General features: G+C 71.0%; 4 protein-coding genes. 2 read left to right on the top strand and 2 right to left on the bottom strand.

What is annotated here, in order from left to right; translation table 11 throughout:
* Positions 1-6: 6 nt before the first annotated feature.
* Together ACFYVR_RS22300 and ACFYVR_RS22295 are read right to left on the bottom strand one after the other, a co-directional pair.
* On the bottom strand, positions 7-1,755 hold the full coding sequence (locus tag ACFYVR_RS22300; RefSeq protein WP_387477228.1) for a polysaccharide biosynthesis tyrosine autokinase: 1,749 nt from the start codon (positions 1,753-1,755) through the stop codon (positions 7-9).
* Between the two features lie 121 nt (positions 1,756-1,876).
* Positions 1,877-14,731 (bottom strand): amino acid adenylation domain-containing protein, encoded by a 12,855-nt coding sequence (locus tag ACFYVR_RS22295; RefSeq protein WP_387477226.1) that lies wholly within the window; start codon positions 14,729-14,731, stop codon positions 1,877-1,879.
* 188 nt (positions 14,732-14,919) lie between these two features.
* Here ACFYVR_RS22295 and ACFYVR_RS22290 point away from each other — a divergent pair, with 188 nt between their 5' ends.
* Together ACFYVR_RS22290 and ACFYVR_RS22285 are read left to right on the top strand one after the other, a co-directional pair.
* The gene (locus tag ACFYVR_RS22290) at positions 14,920-16,773 is read left to right on the top strand and encodes a DUF4012 domain-containing protein (RefSeq protein ID WP_387477224.1); all 1,854 of its coding nucleotides are present in this window, start codon (positions 14,920-14,922) and stop codon (positions 16,771-16,773) included.
* A gap of 521 nt (positions 16,774-17,294) precedes the next feature.
* Positions 17,295-18,542, top strand: a complete 1,248-nt coding sequence (locus ACFYVR_RS22285) for an O-antigen ligase family protein (protein WP_387477222.1) — start codon at positions 17,295-17,297, stop codon at positions 18,540-18,542.
* Positions 18,543-18,547 lie beyond the last annotated feature (5 nt).

The raw sequence follows: 18,547 nt of genomic DNA, 5'->3' as shown, positions 1-18,547 counted from the left end.
CCTGCGTCAGTTCTGCGGCGGCTGTTGCCGGGCAGGCCACTGTTCGGTCGGGGTCGGGTACGGCGCCCGGTAGGGCTGGTCGCCGTAGGGCCGTTCCGGATTCGGCTGCGGCGGGTAGGTCTGCCGCTGCTCGGGGTGGCTGCCGTATCCCGGCTGCGGCGCGGCCGGTTGCTGGGTGAAGTCCCAGGCGCGGTGGCCGCCGCCCGCGGGCTCCGGATGGTTGTCCTGCCCGTTCTGCGGCCGACCGTTCTGCAGGTACCCGTTCTGCGGCTGACCGTTCTGCAGGTGACCGTTCTGCGACTGCCCGTTCTGCGCGGCCGCGGGGGCGAGCGCCACCGGAGCGGCGGTCGCCGGACCGGAAAGGGCCGCGGTAGTGGTCTTCTGCAGCTGCGGGATCGTCTTGTCGGTCTCGTAGTAGTACCGGTACGCGTACACGCCGCGTCCGTTGGCGGGCGACATGGTGATGACGGTGCCGAGGATGGTGGCGCCGACGGCGTGCAGGTTGCCGACCGCCCGGGTGAGCTGTTCGCGCTTGGTCTGCCCGTGCCGGGCGATGACGAGGGCACCGTCGGACATCGCGGTGAGCACGGTCGCGTCGGTGACCGGCAGCAGCGGCGAGGCGTCGATGATCACGTAGTCGAAGCGGGCACGCAGGTCGTTCAGGACGTTCTGCGCGGTCGCGGTGCCGAGCAGCTCGCTGGGGTTCGGCGGGATCGGCCCGGACGCGAGGACGGTCAGCCCGGGGAACTGGCTCTCCTGCAGCACGTCGTCGAGGTGCGCCTGACCGGCGAGCACCGAGCTGAGGCCGACGGAGCCGAGGATGTTCAGGTACTTCGACACGCGCGGCTTGCGGAGGTCGCCTTCGACGAGGCACACGCTGCGGCCGGCCTCGGCGAGGACGAGCGCGATGTTGATGGCCGTGGTCGTCTTGCCTTCGGCGGGCAGCGAACTGGTGACGACGATGACGCGCGGCGGGTTGTCCACCTCGAGGAACTGCAGGTTGGTGCGCAGCTCGCGGTACGCCTCGGCGCTGCCGGAGTTGGTGTCCGCGAAGCTGATCGCCGCGTGGTCCTGCCGGTCCTTGTCGAAGGGGACGACACCGATCATCGCGACGCCGGAGACCTCTTCGATGATCTTGCGGTCCTTGACGGTGTTGTCGAGCCGGTCCCGCAGCACCGCCAGTGCGACGCCGAGCAGCAGGCCGACGGCCAGACCCAGCGCGAGGTTGCGCTTGGTCTTCGGGCTGACGGGCGTGGTCGGGGTGTCGGCGTGCTGTTCGACGACGACCCGGGCCGCGGCCTCCCCACCGCGCTCGGGCGTCTCGAGTTGCTTTGCCATGACGACGAATTCGTCGGACAGCGCGTTGGCGATGTCCCGTGCCAGTTCCGGCGAGGAGTCCTGCACCTTGGTGTCGATCAGGACGGTGTCGGGTGCGGAGGTGGCGGTGACCTTCGCGGCCAGCTGCTCCGGCGTGATACCGGTGAGGTCGAGCTTGTCGATCGTCCGCTGCGCCAGCGTTGTTCCGGTGAGCAGCTTCGTGTACGAGGTGACGCGCTGCTGGGAGAACAGGTTGCCCTGGTAGATCTCGTTGACCGAGGCTCCCGAGGACGTCGAGACGAACAGCCGGGTCCCGGCCTGGTAGGTGGGTGTCGTCAGCAGCGACGCGGCGAGCGCGCCGAGGACGCAGGCCACCGTGGTGACGGCGACGATTTTCCATCGGGCCTGCAGGATGCGCAGGTAATCTTGTACTTCCACTATCGAGTCTCCCATCGACCATCGGCACGCAGTAGGTCGGTGCCCCCAGAACTTGTTGCCCAAGAAACCCGAACAGACCGCCACATCTTAGTTAGCTGTGCGTCTGCCCGGACAATCGCCTTCACCCCGACGGGGCCTCCCTTCCCCGGAGGAGTGTGGCGACGACTGCGAGGTGCTCCGGTTTCCCCATCGCGGAATGCGTGGTGTCCACCGGATGCGTGTGGACGCGGCCACCGACGTGCGGGCGCCAGGCGTCCGGTAGGTCGGGGTGCCGGTCGAGGTCGTGGGTGGCGACGAACAGGTCGACGTCGCCGTCGAAGCGTCGCGGTCTCTGGCGGGCGAACCGCTGGTGGCGGTCGGTGAGGTCGAGGATGTCCCGCACGCGGTCGGCGGTGACGAACCGCAGCTGCGGGTGCGCGTCACGCAGTGCGGACGCGGCCTGCTCGGGCGTCACCTCGACGGCGACGGCGGTGCCACCCGAGGGTGCGGTGGCGCCACCGAGCATCCCGAGCTCCCCGACACCGAGCTCCCCGACACCGAGTTCACCGACACCCAGTTCGCCGACACCGAGCTCGCCGAGGAAGGCGCCGAGGTCGGGGTGGCCCGGGTCGTCGGGCTGGTGCTGCGGCAGCAGGGTGTCGAGGAGGGCGAGCGTGGCGACGCGGTGGCCCGCTTCCTGCAGCTGCACGGCCATCTCGTGGGCGATGGTGCCGCCGACGGACCAGCCCAGCAGGTGGTACGGCCCCTCGGGTGCCACCCGCCTGAGTGCGGCGATGTAGCGGGCCGCGGTCTCGGCGAGGGTGTCGGACGGGTCGCCGCCGCCGGTCGCCTGCAGCCCGTACAGCGGCCGGCCGCCGAGGTGGTCGGCGAGCGGCGCGTAGCCCCAGGAGAGACCGCTGACGGGGTGCACGCAGAACAGTGGCGCGCCGTCCCCGCCGCCACCGAGCGGGACGACGGTGTCCAGCACTCGTGATTCGGCGGGCGGCGCGGTGTCGGCGATGCGGGCGGCGAGCCGGTGCACGGTCGGGTCGGTGAACACCCACTCGACGGCGACGTGCCGGTTCAGGCGGGTGCGCAGTGTGGCCGCGGCGCGGGCGGCTCCCATCGAGGTGCCGCCGAGGTCGAAGAAGCCGACGTCGGCGGGAATGTCGGTGAGGCCCAGCAGGTCGCCGTACACGGCGGCGACGGCGATCTCGAGGTCGCCCTGCGGGACGGTGACGCCGCCGACCGCGCTGCGGTCCGGTTCGGGGAGCGCGGCGCGGTCGATCTTCCCGGACGGCAGCAGCGGCAGCTGCGGCAGGACGGTGACCGCGGACGGCACCAGGTGCCGGGGCAGCCGCGCGGCGAGGTGGTGACGGACGCTCTCGCCGGTCAGGGCGTCGTCGCCGACGACGTAGGTGGCGAGCATGGCGGTGCCGTCGGGTGCGGTGCGGGCGACGGTGGCGCAGGACTGCACGCCGGGATGGCGCAGCGCGGTCGCGTCCACCTCGCCGGGTTCGATGCGGACGCCCCGCACCTGCACCTGCGCGTCGCTGCGGCCGAGGTACTCGAACTGTCCGTCGCCCTTGCGCCGCACCAGGTCTCCGGTCCGGTACAGGCGGCGGCCGGGGTGGAACGGGTCGGCGACGTAGCGGCCCGCGGTCAGGCCGGGCCGCCCGTGGTAGCCGCGGGTGACGCCGGCGCCTCCGAGGTACAGCTCGCCGACCACCTCGTCGGGCACCGGTCGCAGGCGGCCGTCGAGAACCAGCGCGAAGACGCCGTTCATAGCTGGACCGATCCGCACCGGGCCACCGGTCAGGGGCCCGGCGACGGTCGCGAGGACGGTGGCCTCGGTGGGGCCGTAGGCGTTGAACAGTCGATGCCCGGACCATCGTTCGGCCAGTTCGGGAGGAAGCGTCTCGCCCGCCGACCACACCGTCCGTGGACTCAGGGCGGCCGCGTCGAGGGTCGCGAGGACGCTGGGCGTCACCGCGACGTGGGTGATCTCCTCGAGTTCCAGGAACCGCGCGAGTTCGTCTCCGGCGTAGCAGTATTCGGGTGCGGCGATCAGCGTCGCGCCGGTCGCGTGGGCGGCCAGCAGTTCGAACGTCGAGGTGTCGAACGTCGGAGAGGCGAGCTGCGCGATCCGCGGCGCCGGGTGGTCGCCGAGCACCCGCGGCAGCAACGCGAGCAGGTTGACCAGACCGCGATGCGGCACCGACACACCCTTGGGCCGGCCGGTGGTTCCGGAGGTGTAGATCAGGTAGGCGGGGTTGTCGATCCGCGCGGGCACGGGTTCGGCTGCGCGGGTGTCGGTTTCGTCGAGTGCGAGCCACTCGACGTGGCCGGAGAGGGTGTCGGCCAGCGCGCGGACGGTCAGGCCGATCCGGGCGCCGGCGTCGGCGATCATCCAGTCGAGGCGTTCACGCGGGTGGGTGGGGTCGAGCGCGATCCAGGCGGCGCCGGATTTCGCGACGGCCCACGCTGCCACCGTCCACAGCGCGCCGCGGGGCACGGCGATCGCGACCACGGTCTCGGGGCGGGCACCGCGCGCCGCCAGGGACCGCGCCCACCGCTCGGATTCGGCGTCGAGTTCGGCGTAGGTCCACTGCCGGTGCCCGTCGGACAGGGCGAGCGCGGACGGTGTGGCGCGGGCCTGGGCGCGGAGGATGTCGGCGAGGGTCCGCGGCGCCGGGGTGCCGACGGGCTCGCGGACCACACCGGCGAGGTCGGTCGGCGTCACCAGGTCGCCGACGGCACGGGACGGGTCGTGCAGGGCCGCGTCGAGGATCCGGTCGAACAGCGCGGCCATCGTGTGCGCGGTCGACGCGTCGTACAGGTCGGTGGCGTAGCCGAGCCGCAGGTCGAGGCCCTGCCCGGTGTCGGTGACGTCCCAGACGAGGTCGAATTCGACGGCGGGATCGTCGGATCGCGGGTCCGCCCCCGGCAGCTCGGGAGTGTCCGCCCGGTAGGTGAGCACCACCTGGAACAGGGGGTTGTGGGCGGTGGTCCGGTGCGGGGCGACGCGCGCGACGACGTCGTCGAACGGGACGTCGGCGTGGGCGAGGGCGTCGAGGACGACGCCGCGCACCTCGTCGAGCAGTCCCGAGAACGGCTGCTGCTCACCGACTTCGGTGCGCAGAGCGACGGTGCCGACGAACATGCCGACGAGCCGGTCGAGCGCGGGCAGCGGCCGGCCGTGGACCGCGGTGCCGATCACGATGTCGGGCTGGCCGCCGAGCCGGGCCAGCAGCACCGCGAGCGCGGCGTGCAGCACCATGAACGGGGTGACGCCGTGGGCGCGGGCCACGGCGTGCAGCCGCCCGGTCCGTTCGGTGTCGACGCTCCACCTCACGAGGGCGCCGTCGCCGCTCGGGCGGGCGGGGCGCGGCCGGTCGACGGGCAGCGGCAGCGGACCGGTGATTCCGCCCAGCACCCGCGCCCAGTGTTCGAGCTGGGTGTGGGCGCGACTGCCGAGACTCTCGTGCAGCCAGAGGCTGTAGTCCGCGTAGTCGACGGGCAGCGGATCCCAGTGCGGCGCGGCACCGTTCACCCGCGCCCGGTACGCCGTCTCGGCGTCGACGAGCAGCGGCGCGAGCGACGCCCCGTCGAACGCGATGTGGTGGACGACGACGGCCAGCAGGTGGGTGCCGTCGGGGCGCGTCCACAGCCGGGCCCGCAGCGGTGGCTCGGCGGTGAGGTCGAACGGGCGTCGCACCCACGCGTCGACGTCGGGATTGGCGGAGCGGCCCGCGGTCACCGGCACCAGGTCGGCGCCGACGATCTCCTGGCGGGGTCCGTCGGCGTCGACGGGGAACACGGTCCGCAGCACCGAATGCCGCTGCGCCACATCGCGGATGGCGGCGAGGACGGCGTCCGCGTCGACGTCCGCGCCGAGGCTGCGCACGACGGGCATGTGGTGGACCACCGAGTCGGGGGCGATGCGGGTGAGCAGCCACATCCGCCGTTGCGGCGGCGCGAGCGGCACCCGCGCACCCGGCTGCCGGGGCACCAGCGCCGGCCGCGGCGTCGCGGTCGGCGGGTGGTCGAGCCAGCGGGCCAGGTCGGCGACGGTGGGGTGCTCGAACAGCACCCGGGCGGTGACGTCCACCCCGAACAGGTCGGTGAGCCGCGCGACGACGGCCGTCGCGGACAGCGAGTTGCCGCCGAGGTCGACGAACCCGTTCCCCGCACCCACCACGTCGACGCCGAGGACGTCGGCGAAGAGGCCCGCGACCAGTTCCTCGGTCGCGGTGCGCGGCGCGAGATATGTTGTCGCGGAGTCGGAGTCGAGGTCGGCGCGGAGAGCGGCGACGTCGAGTTTGCCGTTGGCGGTGGCGGGCAGGGCGTCGCGGTGGACGATCCGCGGGGGCACCAGGTGCGCGGGCAGGCGCCGGGTCAGCGCGTCCCGGACGGTATCGGGGTCGGTGGCGCCGGTGACGAACGCGGCGAGGTCACCGCGCCATTCGACGACGGCGGCGCCGTCGACGCCGGGCACCGCGAGCAGCGCGGCCTCCACCTCGCCGGGCTCGATGCGGACGCCGCGGATCTTGACCTGCCGGTCGCTGCGACCGAGGTACGACAGCCGTCCGTCGGTGCGTCGGTGCACCAGATCGCCGGTCCGGTAGAGCCGCTCCCCTCCCGGGGCGGCGACGAAGCGGGCGGCGGTCTCACCCGGCGCGTCGACGTATCCCTGCGCGAGGGCCGCGCCGCCGACGTACAGCTCGCCGACCGCGCCGGCGGGGACGGGCCGCAGCCGCGCGTCGAGGACGTACGCGGTGACGCCGGGGATCGGGGTGCCGATCGTGACGTCCTCCCCGACCTCGGCGAGTGTCGCGACGACGGTGGTCTCCGTCGGGCCGTACGCGTTGAGCATCAGGCGGGTCGCGCTCCACTCGCGCGCGAGGTGCGGGGCGAGGGTGTCGCCGCCGACGGCGACGACGCGCAGGTCGTCGAGGCCGGCGGGGTCGAGGGTGGCGAGCACCGCGGGGGTGGACAGGTAGTGGGTGACGCGCTGGTCCGCGAGCAGCCGCTGCAGCGGCGGTCCGCCGACGACGTCGGCGGGCGCGACGACCAGGCAGGCGCCGGTGGTGAAGGCGAGCAGGAATTCGAGGACGGCGGCGTCGAAGGCGGGGTTGTAGCCGTGCAGCACCCGGTCGTCGGGGCCGACGCGGTACCGGGTCGCCGCCTCCGCGGCAAGCGGCGCGAGCCCCCGGTGCGTGACGGCGACGCACTTCGGGGTGCCCGTGGACCCGGAGGTGTGAATCACGTACGCCACCGAGGCGCTTCGCACCTGTGCGCGAGTTCGGTGGTCCTGGCTACCGAACTCGCGCACGGGCCCGGAGGGCATCACGGCGGCGCCGGTCTTGACGACGGCCCACCACTGCACGACGAAGTCGAGGGAGCGGGGCTCGGTGAGGGCGATGGTGACGCCCGGGCCGGCGCCGTCCGCGGCGAGGGCGGCGGCGCGCTGCCCGGCGCGTTCGTCGAGCTGGCGGTAGGTGAGGGTGGTTTCGCCGTCGGTGACGGCGTCGCGGTCGGGGTGGGCGGCGACGGTGGCGGCGAGCAGCTCGGCGAGGGTGCGTTCGGCGGCGGGCGCGGCGCCGGTGAGGGCGGGCGCCGGCGGCAGCGCGACGGCCCCGACCGGCAGGCTCGGGTCGGTGGTGACGGCGTCGAGGATCCGCGTGAACAGGTCGCCGAACGCGACGGCGGTGGCCTCGTCGAACAGGTCGGTGGCGTACCGCACGGACGCGTCGAACCGGTCGCCCCGTTCGACGAACCCGAACAGGACGTCGAACTTGGCTGCGCCGGGGTCGATCTCGTCGGCGGTGACGGTGAGCCCGTCGACGGCGAGGTTCGGCTCGGGGAAGGGGTGCACGGCCAGCGCGACCTGCGGTGTGGCGCCGCCGAGCGAGCGCGCGACGGTGTCGAACGGGACGTCGGCGTGCTCGAACGCGGCGAGGTCGCGCTCACGGACGTCCGCGAGCAGGTCGGCGAACGTCCGGTCCGGTGCGGCGTCGGCGCGCAGGACGACGGTGCCGACGAACATGCCGACGAGCGCGTCGAGCGCGTGGTCGCCGCGGCCCGCGACGGCGGTGGCGACGAGGACGTCGTCGTGGCCGCCGAGCCGGGCCAGCAGCACCGCGAGCGCGGCGTGCAGCACCAGGAACGCGGTCGCGCCGTGCTCGTCGGCCAGCGCCTGCGCGGCGCGGTGCGTCTCGGGCCCGATCGCGAACTCGACCGTCCCCGAAGCCGATTCGCCGCCGTGTCGGGGCCGGTCGGTGGGCAGCGGGGTGGCGGTGACGTCGCCGGCCAGTGCCCGACTCCAGTACTCGGCGCCCCGCTCGTCCGCGGCCAGGGACTGCTCCCACACCGCGTAGTCGGCGTACTGCAGCGGCAGCGGCGCCCAGCCGGGTGCGGTGCCGGCGCGGCGGGCGGCGTACGCGGTGAGGAGGTCGCCGACGAGCGGGCCCAGCGACCAGCCGTCGGCGGCGATGTGGTGCATCGCGACGACGAGGACGTGACGGCGCGGCCCGCGGCGCAGCAGCCGCACCCGCAGCCCGGGTTCGGTGGTGAGGTCGAATCCGGCGAGCGCGACCTCGCGGACGGCGGCGTCGAGCCCGTGGTCGTCGACGTCGAGGGGCGTCAGGTCGACGGGCCGCGGCGGCAGGATCACCTGGTGCGGCTGCTCCCCCGCCGGGTAGACGGTGCGCAGCACCTCGTGCCGGGCCACGACGTCGCCGAGGGCGGCGGCGAGCGCGGCGACGTCGAGGTCGCCGTCGAGGCGGATCGCGGACGGCAGGTTGTAGGCGGCGGACGCCGGGTCGCGGCGGTTGATCACCCACATCGCAAGTTGGCTGCGGGACAGCGGGATCCGGTCGGGCCGCGGCAGCTTCCGCACGGCGGGACGCGCGGGCGCCAGGTCGGCGGCGTCGACGGCGGCGGCCAGTTCCGCGACCGTCGGGTGCGCGAACAGGGCGCGCAGCGGCACGGCCCGCCCGAGGTCGCGGCGCAGCCGCGCGACGGCCTGGGTGGCGGACAGCGAGTTGCCGCCGGCGGTGAAGAAGTGGGTGTCGCGGCCGGCCGGGACGCCGAGCAGGTCCGTGTAGACGGCGGCGACGGCGTGTTCGGTGTCGGTGAGCGGCGCGTCGGGTGCGGCGGCGAGGTCGGGTTCCGGGAGGGCGCGCAGGTCGAGTTTGCCGTGGGCGGTGGGCGGCGCCGCGTCGAGCACGACGACGGCCGCCGGCACCAGGTACGACGGCAGGACCGCGGCCACGGCGCGCCGCACCGCGTGCGGGTCGACGGGTCCGCGCGGGAGCACGTAGCTCACCAGCATCGGGTCGCCGGTCGGGGCGGTGCGGACGACGGTGACGGACAGGTCCACGTCGGCGACCCGCGCGACGGCGGCGTCCACCTCGCCCGGTTCGATGCGCACGCCGCGGACCTTGATCTGGGAGTCGGTGCGCCCCAGCACCTCCAGCGTCCCGGCCGCGCGCCACCGCACCCGGTCCCCGGTCCGGTACAGCCGCTGCCCGTCGGTTGCGGCGACGAACCGGCCGGCGGTCGAGGCGGGTGCTCCGGCGTAGCCGCGGGCCAGTGCGGCGCCCCCGAGGTACAGCTCGCCGGGGATCCCGATCGGGACGGGGCGCAGGCGGTCGTCGAGGACCACCGCCCGGACGCCGGGGATCGGGCCGCCGACGGTCACCGGCTCCCCCGCCGTCAGCGCGTCGGAACTGGCGGCGTAGATGGTGGTTTCGGCGGGTCCGTAGCCGTTGAGCAGGCGCCGTCCGGGCGCCCAGTGGCGGACCAGTTCGTCGCCGAGCCGTTCGCCGCCCATCATCAGCACCCGCAGGTCGGGCAGGTCGGCGTCGCCGAGGGTGGCGAGCGCGGTGGGTGTGAACGCGGCGTGGGTGATGCGTTCGACGCGCAGCAGATCGGCCAGCTCGGGCCCGGCGAACGCGGTGTCGGTGGCGACGACGAGAGTGGCGCCGGACGCGCCGGCGACGAGGATCTCGACGAGCGCCATGTCGAATCCGGGTGCGCCGCGGTGCAGCATCCGGTCGCCGGGGCGGGCGGCGGTGCGGGCGGTGAGGTCGGCGTCGAGTCCGGCGAGGCCGCGGTGGGTGACGACGACACCCTTCGGTGTGCCGGTGGTGCCGGACGTGAACACCACGTAGGCGGCCTCGTCCGGGTGGGGCTGCGTGCACGCCGGCGCACCGATGCCGGTGTCGCCCACTGCGACCCACGTCGGGCCCGGCACGGGGCCGGACGCGTCGGCCGCGATCCCGAGCGTGGCGCCGGCGACGTCGAGCATCTCGGTGAGGCGGGCGGCGGGCTGGTCGGGGTCGAGGAGTACCGGCGCGGCACCGGTTTTCGCGATCGCCCACAGCGCGACCACGGAGTCCGCCGACCGCGGCACCGCCCACGCGACGGTGGTGCCGGGCCGGGCGCCGCGGGCGGCGAGGACGCGGGCGAGCGCGTCGGAGCGGTCGTCCAGCTGCCGGTAGGTGAGCTCGCGGCCGCCGGGTTCGCGCACCGCGACGGCGTCGGGCACCAGGCGCGCCCCGCGGGTGAGCATGTCGCGCAGCGTCACCGGGGCGGGCGCGTCCACCGGCGGCGCCGCCTCGTCGGGGCCGCGCAGGTCGACGGCGCCGGGCACGGTGTCGGGGTCGGCGGTGACGGCCCCGAGCAGCGTGACGAACCGCTCGGCGAACCGGGCGATGGTGTCGTGGTCGAACAGGTCGGTGTCGTAGCCGAATTCGAGGCGCAGCGGCCCGCCGGTGTCGAGGGCGGTGACCTGCAGGTCGAACTTCGCGCTCTCGGTGACCGGCGGCACGGACGTGACGGTCAGCCCGGGGAGTTCGACGGTGTCCGGGTGGTGCCGCTGCATCGACAGCGCCACCTGGTACAGCGGGTGGTGCGACGGCGAGCGGGTGGGGTTCAGCCGCTCGACGAGCGTCTCGAACGCGATGTCGCCGTGGGTGTAGGAGGCGACGTCGCGGGCCGCGACGTGCGCGAGCAGGTCCGCGAACGTCGCGTCGGGGTCGACGTCGACGCGCAGCACCAGCGTGCCGACGAACATGCCGACGACGTCGTCGAGTTGCGGGTCGTCGCGGCCCGCGACGGCGGTGCCGATCGGGATGTCGCGGCTGCCGCTGTAGCGGGCCAGCAGCGCCGCGAGGGTCGCGTGCAGCACCATGAACGTGGTGGCGCGGGACGTGCGGGCGAGGTCGGTGACGGCGGCGCGCAGCCGCTCGTCGACGTCGACGGTGATCGCGGCGCCGCGCCCCGACGGGACGGCCGGACGCGGCCGGTCGGCGGGCAACGTCACCTGGTCGGGCAGGCCCGCGAGGGTGTCGCACCAGTACTGCAGGGCGGCGCCGTCGGGCAGAGCGCGTTGCCAGCGGGCGTAATCGCTGTACTGCACCGGAAGCGGGGTCCAGTCGGGTGCGTCGCCGTCGACGCGGGCGCGGTAGGCGGTGGTCAGGTCGTGCAGCAGCGGGGTCAGCGACCAGGCGTCGGCGGCGATGTGGTGCACCACCAGCGCGAGGACGTGGCATCGGATGCCGGTGCGGTACAGCTCGATCCGCACGGGCGGTGCCGCGGCCAGGTCGAACCCGGACGTGGCGACGGCGCGGAGCCGATCGGTGAGCGCGGCCTCGGTGACGTCGACGGGCGTGAGGTGCAGCGGCGCGGCGGCGTCGATCACCTGGTGCGGACCGTCCGCGTCGGACGGGTAGCGGGTGCGCAGGATCCGGTGCCGCTCCGCCACATCCGTCAGCGCCGCGGCCAGCGCGGGCACGTCGAGGCAGCCGACGAGCCGCGCGACGAGCGGAATGTTGTAGTGCCCGGCGTCCGGGTCGAGCTGCGCGAGGATCCACATCCGCTCCTGCGCCGGGGAGAGCGGGATGCGGCCGTCGGTGCCGGTGGCGCGCAGCGGCGGCCGGGTACGTCCGCCGCCGACCCGGTCGACGACGCGGGCGGCGAGCGCGGCGACGGTCGGTGCCTCGAACACGTCGCGGACGGTGATATCGATGTCGAACAGCGCGGCGACCCGCGCGGCGAGCCTGGTCGCGAGCAGGGAGTTGCCGCCGAGGTCGAAGAAGCTGTGGCCGGCGCCGGCGTCGATGCCCAGGAGATCGGAGAACGCTTCGGCGACGGACTCTTCCACCGGCCCGTGCGCGCGGTGGTCGACGTCGGCGACGTGCGGTGCGGGCAGGGCGCGGACGTCGAGCTTGCCGTGCGCGGTCAGCGGCAGTGCGGCGACGGGGACGACGGCGGCGGGCAGCAGGTGCGCGGGCAGCAGCCCGCGCAGGTGCCGCATGAGCTCGGCGGACGCGGCGTCGGTGACGGCGTAGGCGACGAGCTGCGGCCCGGTTGCGGTGTCGCGCGCCGTGACCGCGGCCTGCCGGACGTCCTCGTGCCGGACGAGGGCGGCGCGGATCTCACCGGGCTCGATGCGGTGCCCGCGCACCTCCACCTGGTCGTCGCTGCGCCCGACGTGGTCGAGCCGGCTGTCACCGTTACGGCGGGCGAGGTCGCCGGTGCGGTACATGACGGAGCCGGCCGCGAACGGGTCGGCGACGAACCGTCCGGCGGTCAGGCCGGGACGGCGCAGGTAGCCGCGGGTGACCTGCGGTCCGGCGACGTACATCTCGCCGGTGCTGCCGGGCGGGACGGGACGCAGCGAGCGGTCGAGGACGTAGACGCGCAGCCCCGGCAGCGGCTCGCCGATGAGGCCGTCGCCTTCCGACGGGTCGAGGTCGCGGGCCGTGACGTGGACTGTGGTCTCTGTGATGCCGAACATGTTGACCGCCCGCACCTGCGGGTGGCGGCTCAGCCACGGCCACAGCGGCGTCGGGTCGAGGGCCTCGCCGCCGAAGATCAGCAACCGCACCGCCAGATCGGCCTCGCCGCCCTCCGCGAGTTGCGCGAACGCGGACGGGGTCTGGTTGAGGACGGTAACCTGCTCCCGGACGAGGAGGTCGGTGAATTCGTGCGGTGAGCGGGCCACGTCGCGGTCGACGAGGACGACGCGTCCACCGGTGGTCAGCGCACCCCAGATCTCCCAGACGGAGAAGTCGAAGGACGGTGAGTGGAACATCGTCCACACGTCGTCGGGGCCGAACCCGAAGTCGGTGTTGGCCAGCAGCGTCAGCAGATTCGCGTGCGAGACCAGCACCCCCTTCGGCTGCCCGGTGGAACCGGAGGTGTGGATCAGGTACCCCCCCTGCCCGGGGTGCACCGTCACGGGCTCCGCGGGCGTGACGTCGCCGAGTGCGTCGACCGCGACGACGAGGTGCGCGCCGGCGGGCAGCGACGCGGCGTCCGCGGACCGGCACACCGTCGCGGCGGGCGCGGCGTCGTCGAACAGGTAGTCGATGCGCTGCGCCGGATAGTCGAGGTCGACGGGCAGGTACACGCCGCCGGCGCGGAGCACCGCGAGGAGAGCGACGACCAGGTCGGCGGTGCGCGGCAGCGCGACCGCGACGACGTCCTCCGCGCCGACACCCGCCGCGATCAGTCGGGCCGCGAGCCGCGCGGCACGGCGATCCAGCTCGGCGTAGGTGAGGGACTCGTCGCCGGCGGTGACGGCGACGGCGTGCGGGGTGCGCGCGACGTGCGCAGCGACGAGGTCGTGCACCGCCGCGACGGTCGGTGTCGCGCCGGGACGCCCGGTGACGGCGGCGGCACGCTCGGCGGGTGAGAGCAGGTCGATGGCGCCGACCTCGAGATCCGGCGAGTCGGAGACGAACTCCGCGAGAAATCCGAGGAACCGGGCGTGGTGACCGCGCAGCTCGCAGTCGCTGTACCGGCGCGGGTTGGCTTCGAAGTCGATGCGCGTGCTGAGGCCCGGGACGGGCGGATAGACGTTGACGGACAGGTCGTCGACGGGGCCTGTCGTCAGAACGTGCACCTCACCGACGACATCGCCGAACATGAGCGTCGAGTAGAAATTCATCACGTTGACGACGGGACCGAAACTTGCCGTGTCTGTGCCGTTTCCGAGGTCTGCGCGGATGTCTTCGACGCGGTAGCGCTGGTGCCGCAGGGCCCCGGTGATCTCGAGCTGCACGTGTCGCACCAGCTCACGCGCGGTGGCCCGCCCGGGCACGGGCACCCGTAGCGGGACGACGTTGGAGACGGTGCCGGCGGAGCGGCGGGTCGCGGCGGTGGTGCGCCCCGACATCGGCAGGCTGAGCACCACCTCGTCGGCGCCGGTCATGCGGGCCAGGTAGGCGGCGAACGCGGCGGCGACGATCGGGACGTCAGAGCTGTTCCAGTCGCGGGCGCGGTCGGCGATGGCGTCGGCGAGCGCCGGGTCGAGTTCGGTGCCGACGCGACGCGGCGGCGCCGTGAGCGGCGCGCGGCCCGGCGCGAGCCGCACCGGGGCGGGCAGGTCGTCGACCCGCTGCGCCCAGTACGCGCGATCGGTGGACTGCCTGCTGCTGCCCTCGTAGCGGGCCTCGCCGTCGTAGAGCTCACGAAGCGTCAGTGCCCGGGCCAGCGGCGGCTCGGTGCCGGCAAGGAGGTGGGTGTAGACCTCCGCGATACGGGTGGCGACCACCATGCCGGCGTGGCCGTCGAGGACGAGGTGGTGCATACGGCAGAACATGAAGTGGTGGTCGTCCGCGAGCCGGATCAGCGTGGCCGCGGCGAGCCGGTCGACGAGCACGTCGAGAGGTCGACTGCCCTGCTCGGTCATCCATCGCACGGCCTCCGCCACGGGCGTGGGGTGGTCACGCAAGTCGAGGAAGGACATGGCGTCGACCATGTCGCGGTCGGCGTACTGGAGCGGCTCACCACCGCGGTCGATCAGGACAACGCATCCCGACTCGAGCTCGCGGCCGACTCGATCGCACGTGGCGGTCATCACATCGGCATCGATGGCGCCGCGGATCTCGACGTACTGCGCCACGTTCAACGGAACATCCGGATTGAGCTGCTGCGTATACCAGAGTCCCTGCTGTGCTCGGGACAGCGGAAAAGCGCCCACGACACACCTCCCCCCGACACCCGGGCCCAACCGGATATCAGCCCCCGACGGACTGCTCCCCACCCCCACGGTGGAGAACTTGCATAGCAAAGGACAATACTGGCAATACTTCGCGAGTGCGGATGCGAGACAGCGCGTCCCACCCAATCGACGAGGACCGCCTCGAACCACGACAGGAGCCGAGCTGAATGGATGACAACGGCACGGGCGATTCCCTCACCAGCGGCGGAGATTCCTCGCAGCCCGGTCAGCGGCGGCGGCGGACAGTGCAGCCGATGGTGATCAGACGGCGCCGACGCCGCATCGTCGTCGGCGCAAGTGTGACCGGAATCATAGTCATCAGCTTCGGTTTGTGGCTCGGATACACGGCGCGCGAGGCGCATTCGCACCTGAACGAGGCCCGCGATCACGCCACCGCGGCGAAGGACGCGTTGCTCGACGGCCGCAGCGAGGATGCGCTGCGCTCGGCGACAGACGCGGACAAGTACGCCGCGCTGGCCGAGTCCGACACCGGCTCTGTGCCGTGGCGGATCGCCGCGGCCGTGCCGTGGCTGGGTGCGCCGTTCGAGAGCGCACAAGAGATTTCGGCGGTGGTGCGCGGGCTCACGCGGGACGTGCTCACCCCGGTCGTCGACGCGGGCTCGTCGCTGGTTCCGGATCACCTGATCCAGGCCGGTGGACGAGTGAATCTTCAACCACTGCATGACGCTGCGCCCGTTCTGGCGCGGACGTCGGTAGCTGCGCAGCAACTGGCGGACAAGGCGGCGGCCGTTTCCGACGCCGGCTATCTGTCTGTGGTCGATGACGCCCGCACGCAACTGCAGGACCAGACCGCGGACCTGTCGAAGCTGTTGACCAACACCGCAACCGCCGCCGAACTGGCCCCGGCCATGCTCGGCGCGGACGGGCCACGGAACTACTTCATCGGTTTCCAGACCAACGCCGAGGCACGCGGAACGGGTGGCCTCCTGGGCGGTTTCGGTGTGATCCGCACGAATAGCGGTGCCATTGCCGTGGACACGCTCGGCGCAAACATCGAGTTGGCCCCTGCGGACATGCAGCCAATCGATCTGGGTCCAGATTACGCCGCCCTGTACGGACGCAGCCGTCCCACAACCGATTTCCGTAACAGCAACCTCAGTTCGCACTTCCCGTATGCGGCGCAGATCTGGCAGTCGTTGTGGCGGCAGGAGTCGGGTGAGACGGTGGACGGCGCCATCGCGACCGATCCGATCGCGCTCAGTTACATTCTCGGCGCCGTGGGTTCGGTGAAGATGCCCGACGGCGAAGTGATCACGAAGGACAACGTGGTGGAGCTGACTGAATCCACCGCGTACGTCCGGTTCGCCGACGACAACGCGGCCCGCAAGGCGTATCTGCAGGCGGTGGCCGCGAAGGTCGTGGAGAAGTTGACCGGCAACCTGTCGAATCCGCAGGCGGTTCTCGATGCCCTCGGCAGGGCGGCCGGCGAGGGCCGTATTGCGGTGTGGAGCGCGAACCCCGCCGAGCAGGAGGTGCTGACGGGAACGATTCTGGGCCACACCATCCCCGGCGATGCCGCACCTTATGCGGGGGTGGTGATCAACAACCAGTCGGGAAACAAGCTGGACTACTACCTGACGCGAGAGATCGACTACACGTCAGGGTCGTGTGAGGGCGAGACGCGCGAGTCGACAGTGACTGTGCGCCTGACCAACAACACTCCGGCGGGTGACCTTCCAGATTACATGGCGGGAATGTTTCTGAACCCACAGAATCTGCCGAAGGGCACCAACGTGTCCGGCGTGAAGCTCGTGGCGACACAAGGCTCGACATTGAGGAAAATTACCGTGGACGGTGGGCCATTGTTCAACACGACCGGCAAGGAACTTGGCCACGACACATTCGAGGTGTTTGCGCCAGTCCCCCAGGGCAAGACGGTGGAAGTCAAGTTCGAGTACATCGAGCCGACAGTGCCGGGAGAGGCCCGGGTGCCCGTCCAGCCACTGGTTGACACACCGACCGTGTCGGTAGACGTACCAGTGTGTGGCAAGCCAGAGTAGCCGCGACACCGAGGTCACCCATCACCGATCCTCATTGGCCCGGCGACGTGCCTTCTCCGCCGGGGAAGACGCTAGTTTCCGCCCGCCTCTCCGGCGCGGACATCGCCGCCGACGCCAAGTACCCCACGCAGCAATTGCGAAGCCTCCGAGAGCAAGAAGATCCGACTCGGTGAGTCCGTTCTCAGCGCTGACTGTGAGCAGTATTCGCCCTTCCAGTGGACCGTTGAGGACCAACCAGAAGAATGACGCCATCGTGACGACTGAACACGAAACGCAAGTGGGCCTGGACAGGCACCAGGCGCACGACGAAAAGAGGAGACCCATAACAACAAGGCCATGGAACATCACTGGATCGACGATGACGCACTCCCTCAGCTACGATTACTATCCCAACTCACCCTGAATACCATCCGTCCCAGCACTCTCACTGGGTGCATGGTCACGTTCAAGAAGTGACGATACGCATCACTCCGCGTATGCTGTTCTCGATCCATACTAAGGAAGTCGATCCGGGGGGATAAATGAATCAGAAAGTACTCAACAACAACCGTACAGATACTCCAACAATATCGCCTGGCGGAACCATTTGGGTAGCTATCCTGGCGATTACTCCAATCTATAGGCTGATCTCAATTGAAGTAAGCCCTCTCATCACATATGCGATACTGGCAGTCGTTATCTCCTGCGCTTTACTTGGCAGACTGTCACCTCCCCCAAAATCAGGGATCTGGATTTTTGCGCTCCTAGCGACACCTATTGCAGCTCTCATTTCAGGAGCGTCCTCCAGCGTATCCATGAGCACCTCAGCTGGGATCAAGCTCGCCATTCTAATCGGCATAACCCCCTTCGTGGTGAGATACTATGCAGAAAGCGAGTGCAATTTTGTGAAATACTCAACAATTGCATTCACCACAGTTCAATCAGTTTCTGCCGCGGCAGGACTTTTCCAGCTCGCCGGAGTTTCCATGCTCGGGCGGGAGGCTAACGATGGTCGGGCAAACGGCCTCGCAGTCCATCCGAACGTACTCGGGATCATGGCAGTAATCACCATTCTTGCATGCTTCTACATGCAACCGAAGCTCAAGGGCAAAACACGAGCTCTATGCATCGCAGCTATAGCACTTAACTTTGGAGCCCTAATCGGCAGCGGAAGCCTAAGTTCAATGATTTCATTGACAGTTGGGGGCGCCGTCCTGCTCATATCGATGCGGGTTACAGTACGCACTGCAATTAAGACAGCAGTGGCCGCGACCATCGTAGCCGCAATTTCGATCGTTTGCGGATACAATCCGTCATCATTCAAAGATCCGATCGAGGGAAGGGTTGACACCGTTCTCGGGCTCTCCGACGGTGTCGCTTCAGTTTCTATTCGAGAATCGACCTATGACTACGCGATTACCCACATCACTTCCGATCCATTGTTCGGCGTCGGCATGGATCCAACAAACGAGGGCACATTTGACGGCGTAACCGTTGTTCACAACTACCTACTTCGATCATGGTATCAAGGTGGACTATTGCTATTCATAGTCTTCCTCGCCATCACTGCAGTTCTCATTACAATGGTGGCCCGATCGCTTATATCAGGGATGAACGCTCCACAATCCGCGGTCATTGCTGCCGTCATCGGATTTGCAATTACATCAGCCTTCTATGACCAACAGCAGTACTGGATTCCGCTCATTTTTGCAGTCGCATTCTCCAGCCTCCCAAATCACTACGAAACAACAACCAACACAGAAGCCCAATCCGCTGTCAGTAGCATCTAGTCGAT

This window comes from Rhodococcus sp. NPDC003318, from assembly GCF_042879035.1.
Taxonomy (GTDB): domain Bacteria; phylum Actinomycetota; class Actinomycetes; order Mycobacteriales; family Mycobacteriaceae; genus Rhodococcus_G.
Note: the sequence above shows the minus strand (reverse complement) of the source record. Positions and strands in the feature narration are given on the sequence as shown.

Excerpts from the sequence above, each read along its gene's own strand:
- ACFYVR_RS22285 (WP_387477222.1), top strand. The coding sequence starts at position 17,295 with ATGAATCAGAAAGTACTCAACAACAACCGTACAGATACTCCAACAATA.
- ACFYVR_RS22290 (WP_387477224.1), top strand. The coding sequence starts at position 14,920 with ATGGATGACAACGGCACGGGCGATTCCCTCACCAGCGGCGGAGATTCC.